This is a genomic window from Bradyrhizobium sp. USDA 3240, assembly GCF_054063295.1.
Map to the genome: position 1 here is coordinate 173143 of NZ_JBSSGD010000003.1, position 13490 is coordinate 186632.

Annotated in this window: 10 protein-coding genes and 5 pseudogenes; 6 read left to right on the top strand and 9 right to left on the bottom strand. The window is 60.3% G+C overall.

What is annotated here, in order from left to right; all coding sequences use genetic code 11:
* Window positions 1-33: 33 nt before the first annotated feature.
* On the bottom strand, window positions 34-2103 hold the full coding sequence (locus ACVIGA_RS43400) for a recombinase family protein (RefSeq protein ID WP_173640842.1): 2070 nt from the start codon (window positions 2101-2103) through the stop codon (window positions 34-36).
* On the bottom strand, window positions 2084-2272 hold the full coding sequence (locus ACVIGA_RS43405) for a hypothetical protein (protein WP_207835012.1): 189 nt from the start codon (window positions 2270-2272) through the stop codon (window positions 2084-2086). Before ACVIGA_RS43405 ends, ACVIGA_RS43400 begins: the two co-directional genes overlap by 20 nt.
* A 306-nt stretch (window positions 2273-2578) precedes the next feature.
* Between ACVIGA_RS43405 and ACVIGA_RS43410 the strand changes: the two are divergent.
* A pseudogene (locus ACVIGA_RS43410) lies at window positions 2579-3082 on the top strand (ATP-binding protein); the annotation flags it as partial.
* A gap of 447 nt (window positions 3083-3529) precedes the next feature.
* On the opposite strand, the gene ACVIGA_RS43415 reads toward ACVIGA_RS43410, so the two are convergent.
* On the bottom strand, window positions 3530-3874 hold the full coding sequence (locus ACVIGA_RS43415; protein ID WP_166308656.1) for a hypothetical protein: 345 nt from the start codon (window positions 3872-3874) through the stop codon (window positions 3530-3532).
* 689 nt (window positions 3875-4563) lie between these two features.
* On the opposite strand from ACVIGA_RS43415, the pseudogene ACVIGA_RS43420 reads away from it, so the two are divergent.
* Window positions 4564-4809 (top strand): annotated as a pseudogene (locus tag ACVIGA_RS43420) (IS21 family transposase); the annotation flags it as partial.
* A 304-nt stretch (window positions 4810-5113) separates the two neighbouring features.
* Here ACVIGA_RS43420 and ACVIGA_RS43425 read toward each other — a convergent pair.
* The 5 genes from ACVIGA_RS43425 to ACVIGA_RS43445 form a co-directional block, all read right to left on the bottom strand.
* Window positions 5114-5779 carry a hypothetical protein gene (locus tag ACVIGA_RS43425; RefSeq protein WP_166217296.1) on the bottom strand — a complete coding sequence of 222 codons (666 nt, stop codon included), beginning with the start codon at window positions 5777-5779 and terminating at the stop codon, window positions 5114-5116.
* Window positions 5776-6369, bottom strand: a complete 594-nt coding sequence (locus tag ACVIGA_RS43430; protein ID WP_207841029.1) for a histidine phosphatase family protein — start codon at window positions 6367-6369, stop codon at window positions 5776-5778. The genes ACVIGA_RS43425 and ACVIGA_RS43430 overlap by 4 nt, the downstream gene beginning before the upstream one ends.
* The gene (locus ACVIGA_RS43435; RefSeq protein ID WP_176396389.1) at window positions 6370-7143 is read right to left on the bottom strand and encodes a CbtA family protein; all 774 of its coding nucleotides are present in this window, start codon (window positions 7141-7143) and stop codon (window positions 6370-6372) included.
* 75 nt (window positions 7144-7218) lie between these two features.
* Window positions 7219-7428: a CbtB domain-containing protein gene (locus ACVIGA_RS43440; RefSeq protein ID WP_166308653.1), complete on the bottom strand. Its 210-nt coding sequence runs from the start codon at window positions 7426-7428 to the stop codon at window positions 7219-7221.
* 499 nt (window positions 7429-7927) lie between these two features.
* A complete protein-coding gene (locus ACVIGA_RS43445; protein ID WP_456671098.1) occupies window positions 7928-8347 on the bottom strand; it encodes an ABC transporter permease in 420 nt (139 codons plus the stop codon).
* Window positions 8348-8762: 415 nt separating this feature from the next.
* On the opposite strand from ACVIGA_RS43445, the pseudogene ACVIGA_RS43450 reads away from it, so the two are divergent.
* A pseudogene (locus ACVIGA_RS43450) lies at window positions 8763-8948 on the top strand (transposase); the annotation flags it as partial.
* On the opposite strand, the pseudogene ACVIGA_RS43455 reads toward ACVIGA_RS43450, so the two are convergent.
* Window positions 8904-9299: pseudogene (locus tag ACVIGA_RS43455) on the bottom strand (site-specific integrase); the annotation flags it as partial. The pseudogenes ACVIGA_RS43450 and ACVIGA_RS43455 overlap by 45 nt on opposite strands.
* A gap of 1006 nt (window positions 9300-10305) precedes the next feature.
* Here ACVIGA_RS43455 and ACVIGA_RS43460 point away from each other — a divergent pair.
* The 3 genes and pseudogenes from ACVIGA_RS43460 (at window position 10306) to ACVIGA_RS43470 (ending at window position 12510) form a co-directional block, all read left to right on the top strand.
* The gene (locus ACVIGA_RS43460) at window positions 10306-10605 is read left to right on the top strand and encodes a hypothetical protein (RefSeq protein WP_176535512.1); all 300 of its coding nucleotides are present in this window, start codon (window positions 10306-10308) and stop codon (window positions 10603-10605) included.
* A 142-nt stretch (window positions 10606-10747) separates the two neighbouring features.
* A pseudogene (locus ACVIGA_RS43465) lies at window positions 10748-12030 on the top strand (IS256 family transposase).
* Between the two features lie 213 nt (window positions 12031-12243).
* Window positions 12244-12510, top strand: coding sequence for a hypothetical protein (locus tag ACVIGA_RS43470; RefSeq protein ID WP_173644004.1), 267 nt, complete (start codon window positions 12244-12246; stop codon window positions 12508-12510).
* Window positions 12511-13490 lie beyond the last annotated feature (980 nt).

The following is a 13490-nucleotide window of genomic DNA, read 5'->3' on the forward strand; positions in this document are numbered from 1 at the left end:
AGTCCGATTCATACTGCTCACCTCGCTATGCCGTTATAGTTCAAGCTCTCTTTGGCGCAGATCGTCGGACGGCGGCCGCCGGAAGCGTCGCGCCTGCGCGGCCTTCTTGACCTCGGGTTGCTCCAGATCAAGCGCTTTGATCACCCAAGGTGCGCCTTTGCACAGCTGGTGCGCAGGTAAGCTCTGCTCCGCGATCAGACGGTGAACCGTCGATGGGCTGACCTGCAAGGCTGCGGCGGCTTCATCCAGAGTGATTTCTCCTCTCTCCTTGCGTTCGCCCTCTCGGTAGGGCGCGATAGCCTGCTGGTTGCGCAAGTGGCAAACGCGGGCGCGGGTCCAATTGTTACCCCGCCCCGTCGACTTGCCGGCCCGGTTGAGGACTGCCGCGATCGTGTTGTCGGGCATCTGCCGTGCCAGAACACGCACGAGATCGATGGCATCCGCGGACGTCCTCCAGCGGTGTTGACCCGTACGGTTCTTCCTGGTCTTCAGTGCTGTATGATCGCCGCCCTGCCAGTGGATGACAAGCTCGATCGCCTCATCGTGGACGCGCACAACGATCTCGCGGATCACAGTTCGGATGATCCGCTTGCGCGTCGCAGGCGTCGCCCCAGGGCTGTTCCAGGCTCGCTCCAAATCGGAGCCAAGCGCGAGTAACCGCTCGCGATCCGCCTCGCTCAGAGTCGTCTCCGGCTTGGCTAAAAACGCCCCGCGCTCATCCTCGAGCGCGCGGACAGCCAGCAGGCGTTCATTCCAACGCCGCTCCAACTCGCCAGCTACCAAGCGATGGTCGGGATCGACGGCCTCATAGTGCCGACGAGCACGAGTGGCCTCATAGCGCGCTTGCTCCAGAGCCAGTTCAAGTTGGCGCAGCTTCTCGGCGTGCTCACGGCCGCGAGCCTCCATGGCAGCCAGCGCAGCCTTGACACCGAGCGGCTGCAAACGTGCGATGACTTCCGCGCTGATTGCGCGATCCACGCGCAGGCCGCCGAATGAGATGCACGGATCTCCGCCATGGTTGATCTGGCTACCGCGGCAATGATAACGCCCAACAGTGCCGTGCGTGCCACTGTAGGCAACGTGAAGTTTGCGACCGCAGTGACCGCAACGAAGGAGCCCTGCAAGAAGGGCCTCGCCGCAGCGGACCGAGCCACGACTCATGAAGCTCTTCCCATTGGCGTTATCGGTGATCAAGCGCTGATTCCTCTCGAACTCCGCCCACGTAATGTAGCCCTCATGGTGATCCTTGATCAAAACTTCCCAGTCGCTGCGCTCCCGCCGGAAGCCCCGCACGATCCTCTTGCGGCCGGCCTCGATCGTCACCCGACTGCCCGAGCGCCCGAAGGCGTAGGCGCCAGCATAGATGGGATTGGTAAGGATGTGATAGATCGTATTGTAGACTGGTAACTTCCACTCGACGTGGCGACCCTCGGGGCCATGGCTGACCGCGGGCAAAGTGATTCGTTCTTGCCGTAACCACAGGTGGACCTGGCGAAGTGTCTGCATCTCAGCAAACCTGGTGAACACGAGTGCGAGCGCCTCCTGAATGCGCCGATCAGGGTCCTTCTCGATCCGATCGTGGGAGACTTTGAGATAACCGATTGCAACGTTGAGGAAGAGCTCCCCCCTGCGGGCCTTCTGCTTCAAGGCTTCAAGCGAGCGCTGCCGAAAGATAGACAGCTCCATCTCGCTCATTGTGCCCTTCATGCCGAGCAGAAGGCGATCATTGGGGTGGCGCGGATCATAGACGCCGTCCTCATCGGCGATCAGTGTTCCGACGAGCCCGCAGAACTCCAGGAGCGTATGCCAATCCCTGCCGTTGCGGGCCAGCCGAGAGGCCTCAATCGAGACCACAGCGCCAACTCGCCCTTCGCAAATGGCGGCAAGCAGCTTCTCGAACCCGGGACGCGTGGTGCCGCCACCAGAGCGACCGAGATCATCGTCGATCACGACCACCTCGCTCCAGCCCAGCTGCCGCGCACGGTCGGCCAAGCCGTACTGGCGGCGCTGGCTCTCTCGGTTGTTGATAACCTGGTCGGCCGTCGACTGACGAACGTACACGACGGCCTGGCGAGCAAGGTGCTCAGGCGTGATCTTGCTCACCGCTGTCCTCCCGGTTCACGTCGTTTGCGTCGACCGCGCTGTCGGTGAGTGCTTCGGTCAGAAGCTCCTTCAACAGCTCCAACATTTGCTGGTGGGCTTCGATTGGAATGCTGCTGTATTTTGGAGGGCTCCCGAAAAGATCCCCCTGACGACGTGATGCGTCCGCCATGACCGCCTCCTCGCGATTGGGACGATTCCCTGGGAGAGGAGGCTAAGACCGCGTCGGCAAGAACGCGCGCCTCCAGCAGACGATCCACCGGAAGCCGCGGATCAGCCGTCAGTCGGAAGGAAGCGGCGGCGGGGGCCGTCATCCATGCCGGCAGAAGCGTTAACGTCGCATCAGGTTGTCTGATAACAAAATGCGTCTCACTCCCGAGCCGCTTGCGGGCGACAACGACGACTAACGCTCCACATCGCGGATGAAATGGGTAGAGGATCTCAACCTCAGATCCCAGACACCCGGCATTATGACGCTGGCCCGCCTGGCGGCGGCAAGACCCATCTCGGCACGGCGATCGGCCTGGCTCTCGTCGAGAACGGTTGGCGCGTTCTCTTCGCGCGCACCACTGATCTGGTGCAACGGCTGCAGGTCGCGCGGCGCGAGCTGGCGCTGGAGTCCGCGATCGCCAAACTCGATCGCTATGACCTCCTGATCCTCGACGACATCACATATGTGAGCAAGGATCAGGCGGAAACCAGTGTGCTGTTCGAGTTGATCGCCGCCCGCTACGAACGACGCTCGCTGCTGATCACGGCCAATCAGCCATTTGGCGAATGGGGGCGTATCTTCCCGGACCAGGCAATGACGTTGGCTGCCATCGATCGTTTGGTCCACCACGCCACGATCCTCGAGATGAACGTCGAAAGTTACCGTCGAAAAGTTGCCCTCGATCGCAAGCGCGGTCCAGGCCGGCCACCTGTTCACACGACCCCCAACGAACTCGACAAGACTGTGATTGACGCTGGCAGCGCCGCTTGATTGTCGCGCAGCGTCAATCAACGCTTGCGAAGTAGGCGGCCAGCGTCAATTATCTCCTGACTCGGCCGCCTCGTCTCATCTTGATTGACGCGCCGCTCTCATCCTGATTGTCGCGCTATACCGGGCCTTGCGGTGACATTTCTAACGAGCGCAATCAGCGACTTGTCTATCGAGTTCCAACATGATTTTGCTGCACCATCAATTTCTTAAGAGCGTTGCGCATTCTCCGCGAGACACTTCGGCCGCGCGCCGGGCCGAGCATCGTGGTTGCCTCAGGAATGCGAGCAGATCGGAGGCGCCGCATTGTCCAACGGTCGAGCAGCGAAATTGACGTACTGACGCGATAGACCCCGCTACATTGCGGGCTCAACTTTCAGATGCCCGCTCGCGACGCGAGCCATCCAGATCTTCTCCGTCAGTTCACGACAGTGCTCACGCAGCCGTCATCTAAATTCGATTTGCTGTCGCCGGAACATTTGGAATGTATCCGAGCTGCCCCTCGAGAGCCGCCAGGGCCTGGCGAGCTCCCTCTAACCGTGCGGTCGCCTCATCCAAGACCTGCCGCGCCTCATTCAATCGAACGACCGCTTTCGCACCGGCATCAAACAGCTTGCTCCGTATTGATGGAGATCGATCCTCGAGAACTGCGCGCTCGAGCTCGGGCAGCATGTTCATGAGCGCTCGATGTGCGAGCGCTTGCACGGTTTCAGACTTCTCGGCAGCGGTAAGAGCCTCTCGGTAAAAGAGTACCGCCTCGATGGCTTTCTCTTCAAGATGGAGATCGTCGCTCAATCACTCATTCTCGCTACTTGCATCGTGAAATAACCAGCCGTTTCTTCTGTTCTACGGACGCTGGCGGCCTGTGAGCTCGCGATAACAGGCATCCAGCTCACCGAGCTCAATCGCTCGCGCCGCCGCGCTAGTAAGGCTAAGTGGATCTCCATTTGAGAATCGAAGCATTTTTACTCCTCGATGAACGGCTCTAGGGCCGTTCGCAAACACCTATGATCGTACAACCTGACGCTACGTGCGCTTCAAGCCGTTTGTGCTCATGCTCAGCCGACGGGCGTGGCCACAACCAGTTCGCGGGGCCTTCTCGTAGCGTGCCGAGACCGAACGTTGGTCGTGTCCTCAGTGATGGTGTAGGTCGGTAGAGCAAAGCCGCCCGCACGCGCGCCTCAAATAGCGCCGTAGCGGGCGGGCGGCTTTGCGGTGGTCACCGGCAGTTCTCCGGTAGGATCGGGTTGCGACACGCCAACGCAACCGAGGAACCACCGATGACCGACGATATGATGAACCTGCGGACGCTCGTGGAGAAGACCCCTGATGCCGATCTGTTGCGCGAGATGATCGGCTTTGCCGCCCAGCGGTGTGTTTCGGCATGGAATAAGGACCCCGTTTTCGGGGTGATCGGCATCCAATCGGGACCCCGGGATAAGGGCCACAGTGGCTTCCATCGAGTCATGGAAGCCGAGGTTGGGATGCTGGTGGTGGAGACGATTGGTAAGATCCGTCGCGCCTACTTTGTTGATGGTCGTCCGATCAAGGCGATCTGCCGAGAACTTGGCGTATCGCGGAAGGTGGTTCGCAAGGTCATTCGTTCTCAAGCGACGGAGTTCCGGTACGAGCGCGAGACGCAGCCGCTCCCGAAGATGGGTGCCTGGAGTGCCGAGCTTGATCGGTTGCTGGCAGGGAATGAGAGCAAGGCGCATTTGGTGCGGGCGACTGGGTGACCATTGCATTAGCTGGGTTGTACGGGTGGATTGGAAATTCGAGCGACGTTTGAGATCACGCTCGCAGGTCTTCGCGGAACGCACTTGAAGTCATTCCCGCAAACAGAGGACGATTTGCCACAACGCCGCCGAAGGTTAGAGGGAATCATTGGCGTGGCGTGAACGTCACGCTGATCGATCTCCACGTCAATGCTCTTGGTCATCGTTTTCTATCGCGGCCGTCATTGTGCTTGTCCGGAAAACATCGGTTTCATTCGTCGATGATGGCAAGCTGAGCGATCTCCAGTCTGCCCACAACTCAAAAGGGGATTAGGTTCGAGGCACGCGTCGCCCTTCTTTTCAGATTGAAGATAAAATGAAGACTCCAGAGTCCAATGACGGCGAGCGCCGACAAACCGGAAAGCATCAGGACGGTGGGCGAATGCGTGAATGCAATGCCCCAGTCCGGCCAAACGATGACGCCGCTATCGAAGGTTTCGGCACTGTTCGAGCAGATGGCGCCAAAGGCGGGGTCACTGCTGAGCTCAGTGTTGATCCGTTCTTGAAGAGCCTTCGCAGCCGATTGACCGTCACTCATTTCTGCCATGTGCGCCAAGAGCGCACGTGCGCCTGCGAGATAGGCGTGCGAGCATTCATTGAAGGGACTACCCTCATCGGTCAGACTGCCCGGAACAAGGCCCCAAACACACGCAAAGTATTGCAGGCTGACGAAACCCGCGAGCCGGAGGAAGATCGGATCCGTTTGCAGATGGTGAGTGGCCTGATCGAGGATCGTGGCACGATATTTGGCAATGACGAGCATTTCTCCATGAGCAATAGCAGGAATAGCAATCCCGACCACAGGGCCTTTTCGCACAATTTGATGATGTGCCCAGGCTGGTGCGCAGACCGCGAGCCAAGAGGCGACGGTGAAGAGCCATACGCACCCCGCATTGGCCAACATTCTCTCGAGCCGACTGGTCATCGCACATCCTTCAAGGGCACCAGCGCCGAGAATGTCCAGCGCTCGCCAAATGCTGAGAGTTCGGCTCGCGTCAACGGCGCGATGTCGATGTGCCGAAAAGAGTCAGGGCCGACTCCAAGAGCATGCACGATTGCTGCGCGGATGACCGACGTGTGCGAAATTACAAGGATTGACCGAGGATTGGAGGACAACCCGTCCATCCATTGGCCGACGCGCCTCACCACATCCACGAACGACTCTCCTCCGTGCGGTGCGGCACGTGGATCTCGTAGCCAGACGGCAAGACCCTCAGGGGCCTTTAGTCGAACTTCTTCAAGGGATAGCCCTATCCAGGAGCCGAAATCGCAGTCCCGCAACTGCGGCAGGACTGCTGCCTCGAGGCCAAGCATCTCCGCAGTCTGGCCCGCGCAAAGTGACGGGCTGCGCAAAACAGCATTGAAGAAGGAGAGATGGCCGGGAAGCTTAGACAGTCCCTCTCGAACGCTAGAATCGAGAGAACCGTCGGATGCGAATGCAACAGCATTGCGTGAGCATGTGGAGGCTGAACACAGCAGATGAAGGCGGATCGTGCCGGTCCGGCGCGCAACCATTCATACCATCGCGTCGCGTAAAGGTAGTCGCCGCTCGACAAGCGCTCGCTCGGCCGCTACGCCAAACAACAGACCCAGCGTTGCCCACATGACGATTTGGCCACCAAACGACGCGATGCGAAACTGCCAAAGTAACGTGGCCGGGAAACCGTCGGGTACTTCATCGAGTGCGGGCATCGCTAGCGAAATAAAGATCATCACGACGACATAGCCCCCCCCCGCGATTAGCGCCGAATTCCACTCGCCAAAGCGGCTATTGACGCGCCTCCGCAGCACTCCCGCCGCGATCATCGCTGCAAGCGAGATCAGGACCATTGCAAAATAGAGGCTCGTTCTCATGTCGATCGTCTCCGGCAGGCCGACAGACGGCGGACTGGCCGGATATTTGAGCATCGGCGTCACGTAAACGCTGATGAATCCCGCAGCCGCAAGCAAAGCCGACGTAGCTCGAGGACTAAAATCGCCCATGCGTCGATAGGCTAGCGCAAACGCGAGGGCAAAGAGACCACCGCAGGCCGCGCTGTAGACGCACAAGCCAACCAGCAATCCGATGCCAGACTGAACGCCCCGGCTAACGAGTTCCGGTTCACTCTCGCCCGCCGGCGGTAGCGCCCCTTCGTGAGCGGCCTGTTTCGCCGCGGCCGCCTCCATCACCTTTTCGAAGGCAATCGCCCGCTCGATCGACGGCTCACCAAATACCTTGAGAAAGCCAAACGAGAGAAGCGCGGCGACGAGGCCGACAATCATCCCGCGCGCAAGGAGCTTTCCCATCATCGATATTCGCTTCGCCAGGCGAACGTTGCCCAAATCCGACGAGCATCCTGGAAACTCGTCGGACGAAAGCGATGCTCAGTGGCAGGGGAAGCCGAGGAGGTGACGCCCGTCGTGGACAAACTCATGCACATAGGTGCCGTTGAACAATGCTGTCGCGCCCTGCTCCACGCCGATGAAGTAGATACCGAGAACAAGCAACAAGCCTCCGAAGACAGCCCAAGGCAAGATTTCCCGCAGGGGGATCGCGACGGGACGAGCAATCGGAAGTGAAGTAATCGCGGCCATGATGAAGCCTCCAACCATGTTCGAGCCTCTTCAATTCTAGTTGAGTGGAGCATCCCCTACTAGCCTGCAAGCGCCAAGTTCACTTGTCCGTACGCGCCGCCATCCGCTGTCTTCGCCGTCCCTCGGAAGTCGCCCGAGACAGGATCGCTCGAGTGTAAGCAATATATTACCTCTCATTCGTCACCCACAGCCGGCGGTTATGTTGGGGGACTTCAGCAATGGTGCTGGGAAGGCTCATAGTCGTTTTTCGGAAGGTGTTGCTGATGAACCGTCAAGCTCGTCCTCTCCACGCCTAAGTGGGCGCCCGCCGATGCGACTTTCTCGGTCGTCAACCCCTCGCATCGGAACCAGTCGATTGCTCTGCCATGCGAGAGTTCGTGAACGGCAGCAGCGATTTGACCGGAATTCTGCGGATCGAGGTCGCCAAGACGATTGTTGCGGCCTGAACGAGCAATTGCTGAGCCGGTCCCGCCCCGAGCGCGAGCACCATCTGTCCCAGTTACGCCATGAACAAGGCTGCGGCGCCACTTGCGATCACGCTTCCACGACCGCCTGTGAACGGAGTGCCTCCCACGACGACTGCAGCAATGCTTGGCAAGAGGTAGTCGCTTCCTGCGGTAGGCGAGGCGTAGCCGACAAAGCCTGCAAGAAGAATTCCGGTGATCGCGTAGCAAATGGCCGCCGCCACATATGTACCAATCTGATACCGCAAAATCTTGATGCCGGATGATTGCGCCGTCGCTGGATTGGCACCTACCGCGATATAGCGCCGCCCAACGATGGTGCCATTGATCAGGATCGAAACCACCGCGACCAGACCGGCCGCAATAAGGACGCTGAACGGAACGGCCCCAATCTTGAAGTTAGAGAAGTTCTGCAGCGACTGAAGAACTGGAAGAGCGCTGCCGCCCGTAATCATCAGCGGCGCTAGCCTGGCGGAGGCCGGCGAGCGCGCGATGGCCGAGCTGCTGCAGCTGGTCTGCGTGGACAGGCGGATGGCGCCGCCGGCGGACGGCGCAGCAGCGTCGCGCTTCCTGCTTCCGATCCGGAGGACGGCGTCATCTGGGTTTACGGCATAGGTGACGAAGGCGTCATGGCGTTCACCGGCTTCGGCATCGAAAACCTGATGGAGCTCATCAGGATACACAAGGAAAACCCGGAACCCCTCAAGCGGTGAAATCGGGGATCCACTGTCCGCGGCCTAGCTCGGACTAGCCCGTCTTATTCATCAGCGGCTTGTTGAGAGGCTGGCGAGCGTGGCGTAAGCCGCTGAGATGGCGTAGGATTCGGTTGCTGACACCCACCCTCCGCGCATCCGGGCCGCCACACTCGCCATGACCGACGATACGAGTCTGCCGTTCTCATTTCCAGCCGTTTCCCGCAAGAAGATCACAGCCTCGTTCGACGGCGGCAAGCTGACGTCGGATGGCGGCGTCATGCTTCTGGCCATGGCGGACCGGCGCCTCGGCTTGGCCGCGAAGTTGTCCTGCGTATTCCCCGAGCGGCGCGATCCGGCTCGATACCGCTTCAAGAAACTGAACCACTTCGTCGGCGCTGAGAACGACCGGCAGCTTGCGCGGTTCTCGCGCATAGGGAATGCGCTCTGGGATGAGCGCCTCGCCGAGCGTGACGCCGTAGAAAAACCATAGCGCACAGACGATCTGGTTCAGCGCCGGCCATGAGATGCCGGTCGAGACCAAATGCACCTGGAAGGCGCGGACGTCTTCCAGCTCTAACCGGTCAGGCGATCGGCCAAAATAGCGGCTGAACTTCGAAACCGCGCTGATGTAGGATCTTTGCGTCGCCGGCGACAGATTGCGGACGGTCATGTCTTCGATCATGCGGCGGCGAAGAGGGCTCAAATCGGCCATCTCGATACTCCTGTCTGAGGGGGTGGGCTCCAACACCCACATCCTCTCAGCCAGGAGGCGATCTATGCCACCTTGCCCCCTACGCCGCGGCAGCGGCTTCGTTCAATCCAGTTTCGCCGATCAATCGCCAAAATCTGCCAAAGTAGTGCTAGTCAGGCGGAGCGAAAGAAACGGCGCGGAGCGCTGGTCGGAGAAATACTCTCCGTCGCCATAACAAGCGAGGCGCTGGACGCGTACGGATGGCGGATCGCGTTTCTGCTCGGTGCCGGTACGCTGCCGTTCGGATTTTGGTTGCGCAGTGTCCTGCCCGAAACGTCCTGCAAGTTGCCGCCTCTCGCCTTTGCGAGCACGGTCGTCAGCAATGCAGTAGGAATTGCTGCTGCACCCTTGGGCGGTTGGCTCGGAGATCGAGCCGGACGCCGGCCCAATGATATGGCCACAGATCGCCGCGCTGCTGCGGCATCTTACCATCCGGACCGCGGCCTCGTGACGCGCACAACCGACGTGACCGCAGAGGTTGCCCTGGCCATGCCGAGTCCTTTCGGTGCCTATGACTTCGCCGGATGGGCTTTGGCAGCTCCATGCTGGACGTGATCGGAAAATGCTCTGGTTGGTGCACGCTGTGGAGATCATGCCATGACCCGTGAAGGGGCGTTGAAGATCGCCATTGAGGCGCTCACACAATGGTCTCAACGGAAGGTCGCAACGGCCGTCGTGCTTGCCGCGATCGCGAAGCTCGAAGCGCGTAGGCCGACACCTAGGCGGCCTCCAAAACGGAAGCTCTCTTCCATAACGCGGATGCGCGCGTTAAAGTTACGCCCTAGCAATGTCAGGCCCCTGGGGTCGCGCTGCCATCCTCCGGATATCGAGCAGGAGTACACCGAAGTATTCGAAGAGCGCGAGATCGCTGCATATCACGAGGCGGGTCATGCAGTGATTGCTCGCGCACTAGACATAGAGGTCGCGTGTGTTGCCATCATTCCTTTTATGGGTCGCACATGGGCACATGTGGCACGAGAAGGCCAGCCCCAAGACTGAAATCTTGATCACGATGGCAGGGCCATTCGCGGAAGCTCGCTTCACCGGCCGGCTGCTTTGTGCTGGCGATGACGAAGCCAACATCACCAGCGCAATGACGCAATTGCCGGAGCCGCGCGAGCACTATGAGGCGAAAGCAAAGACGCTCGTGGCGGAAAGCTGGCGCGCTATCGAAATTGTCGCGGAAGAACTATTGATCGGAGCCGGCAGGCTGTACGGCCCGATGCTTGATTTGGCTATTTGCTGCGCTGCCCCCGGCGCCCCCTAGCGATCGATGATCCCGGCGAGGATGGCTTTGGCGCGCACGGAGACGAGCTATCGCTGAAAGTTGGTGACGGCGGGAATCGGGAAGGCGGCATATCGTGGGGGTGCTTGACGCCTCCACTTCTCCACCGAAGGAGCGATATGCCGTGTCCAAAGATAACATCATCAAGTTGATTCAGCCAGGAAACGTCGACGATCAACTCACCGAAATCTTGCGCAATGGGGCGCGTGCTCTGTTGGCCCAGGCGGTCGAGGCCGAGGTCGCGGACTTTCTCGGCAAGCATGCCGATTTGAAGACTGCGGACGGCCACCAGCGCTCGTGCGCCACGGTCACCTGCCGGAACGCGAGGTGATGACCGGTATCGGTCCGGTCGGCGTCCGCCAGCCGCGTGTACGCGATCGCGAGGCGGAGGCTACCGATCCCGACCGCATCCGGTTCTCTCCGTCGATCCTGCCGCCCTACATGCGCCGCTCGAAATCGATCGAGACGCTGCTGCCGATCCTTTACCTGAAGGGTATCTCCACCGGCGACTTCTCCGAGGCTCTGGCGGCGCTGCTCGGCAAGGATGCTGCCGGGTTGTCGGCATCCGCCATCGGCCGTCTGAAGGACGGTTGGCTTGACGAACACACCGCGTGGCAGAGGCGCGATCTGTCGGCGAAGCGCTACGTCTACATCTGGGCCGATGGCATCCATCTCCAAGCACGCCTCGAAGACGAAAAGCATTGCATCCTGGTGCTGATCGGCGCGACGCCGGAAGGCCGCAAGGAACTGGTCGGCTTCACCGATGGCGCCCGCGAGAGCGCGCAGGACTGGCGCGATCTGCTGCTCGACCTGAAGCGGCGCGGGCTCGGCGTGCCGCCGCGGCTCACCATCGCCGACGGCGCGCTCGGGTTCTGGAAGGCCGCCGGCGAGGTCTGGCCGAAAACGCGCGAGCAGCGCTGCTGGGTACACAAGACCGCCAACGTGATCGCCAAGTTGCCGAAGAGCCAGCAGCCTAAAGCCAAACGCGCGTTGCAGGAGATCTGGATGGCCGAAACCAAGGCCGCCGCCGAGCTGGCGTTCGACGCCTTCATCGAGAGCTACACGCCCAAATACGAGAAGGCGGCCGACTGCCTGAGCAAGGATCGGGACACGCTACTGGCGTTCTACGACTTCCCGGCCGAACACTGGAAACACCTGCGGACCACCAATCCCATTGAAAGCACCTTCGCTACCGTGCGCCACCGCACGATCCGATCGAAGGGCTGCCTGTCCAACAGAACGGCGCTCGCGATGGTCTTCAAACTGCTTGAGGCCGCGCAGAAAAGCTGGCGTCGTCTCGATGGCCACAACCAGTTGCCAAAACTCGTTCTCGGTGTGACATTCAACGACGGGATCGAGGTCATCGCCAAACCGACTGACCGTCAGCCCATAACCGCCGCCGCCTGACCGGCCGCGCGACAGTGTCGATCCGCTCAAACTTGCTCGCCACTGCGGCGTTCCTCCAAGTCGCAGTCCAGCGCAGCTCGCGCCACGCATGGAAGAGAGTCCCGTGATCTTGCGGACTGGGCCGCCACGGATTTGCAATCCTGCCGTTATTGGGAGGTGGCTGCTAGGGGTGAATGCGTAGAGTAACCGCCTGTCTTGAATATCGGAGGAGTGATGGCAGCAGGATGGATGGTTACGATCGGCGTCCCCAAAGACGACGGCAAGCTTCGATATGTAACCTATGCGGTCGCAATCGCCGATGCGGCAGAAGCAGTAAAGGCTTCATTGGCGGCCAGCGCGGGCGAAGCAGCGATCTCGAATTCCGAACTCCGCGAAGCCGACTTGAAGGGCCTTGGCCTAAGAGCCGGCGAGCTTGTGACCATATACGATGATCGGATTGATCCGCTGATCTCGCGGACGTGGCGTCCTGATACCGGCTAGGATCGAGCCGCCCCAATCCTCAAGGCACGGCTGACCAGAGCCTTTTCGGGCCGCGTGCGATTGTTTGGCACGCTAGTTGCTGGGCTTGGTTGCTTGGCCCCGATGTCGCGGGACACTAACGTCAAAGTGAGAACTAGCGCGGGCGGTCCGCTCCAACCCGCCCGCGTATCGTGTTGCCAGCGACCCAGCATAGGTTTCTCTCGGCAGAGATCGCATGGTCTAAGGTACACATCCGGGGAGAACGTGCATGACCAAACACCGGAGGCTTTTCAAGCTAACAAAGCCCCTTACTGACCGCCTGTTGGAAGAGGCGGCGCGCTTAAGGAGCCGCGCTGACCAAATGCCGGCATGCGCAAAGCGCGACGCGATATTGCGCAAAGCGCGCGAGTATCAAGTGACCGCTCACCTGGCAGATTGGATTAGATCGTCCGTGCTTAGGCCCCCGACTTAGCCGGCGGCCCTCATCGTACCCCGTGGAAGCTTCAACCCGAGAAGCTTGAACACGTGAGCGCTGATCTTCTCTTGCGCCTCGCGTAACTCAGTCGAGCGCAGCATGGCTAGCTCGCCGATATAGCGCCCGCTGATGCCGGGCACGGCGTGGCCTAGCAGTCCTGACAAGGTCGACCTGCTCCGGCGTCATTGGTCACACCAGCAGGCTCGTAAAGAATGGTCTTGTGATCTCTGCGGCTGAGGGCTCCCTCTCATCTGAAGTGACGACGGAGACAAACTGGTGTTTGCAGTTCCAGCAGCGCCAAAGATCTTGAGCTTCATTCGCGTTGACGAGCTCGTGCCACTCAAGGGTCACTAATCCAGAACCACAGCGAACGCATTCTTTGTGATGCACTGTTGAGCTTGGGAGCATGTGGAACCTCTTTTCTTACACACAAGCGACGCGTACGGCAGAGGGGCAAACGTTGGTGGGCCATCACTTGTGCGACCTTGAGCAGCTGCGCTGGATCAGATGTCCACTCCAATGCTCG

What these genes read in the sequence shown, in the direction of transcription:
- ACVIGA_RS43460 (WP_176535512.1), top strand. Translation starts at nt 10,306, where the DNA reads ATGTGGCACGAGAAGGCCAGCCCCAAGACTGAAATCTTGATCACGATG.
- ACVIGA_RS43445 (WP_456671098.1), bottom strand. Translation starts at nt 8,347, where the DNA reads ATGATTACGGGCGGCAGCGCTCTTCCAGTTCTTCAGTCGCTGCAGAAC.
- ACVIGA_RS43430 (WP_207841029.1), bottom strand. Translation starts at nt 6,369, where the DNA reads ATGGTTGCGCGCCGGACCGGCACGATCCGCCTTCATCTGCTGTGTTCA.
- ACVIGA_RS43405 (WP_207835012.1), bottom strand. Translation starts at nt 2,272, where the DNA reads ATGGCGGACGCATCACGTCGTCAGGGGGATCTTTTCGGGAGCCCTCCA.
- ACVIGA_RS43435 (WP_176396389.1), bottom strand. Translation starts at nt 7,143, where the DNA reads ATGATGGGAAAGCTCCTTGCGCGCGGGATGATTGTCGGCCTCGTCGCC.
- ACVIGA_RS43440 (WP_166308653.1), bottom strand. Translation starts at nt 7,428, where the DNA reads ATGGCCGCGATTACTTCACTTCCGATTGCTCGTCCCGTCGCGATCCCC.
- ACVIGA_RS43470 (WP_173644004.1), top strand. Translation starts at nt 12,244, where the DNA reads ATGGCAGCAGGATGGATGGTTACGATCGGCGTCCCCAAAGACGACGGC.
- ACVIGA_RS43425 (WP_166217296.1), bottom strand. Translation starts at nt 5,779, where the DNA reads ATGACCAGTCGGCTCGAGAGAATGTTGGCCAATGCGGGGTGCGTATGG.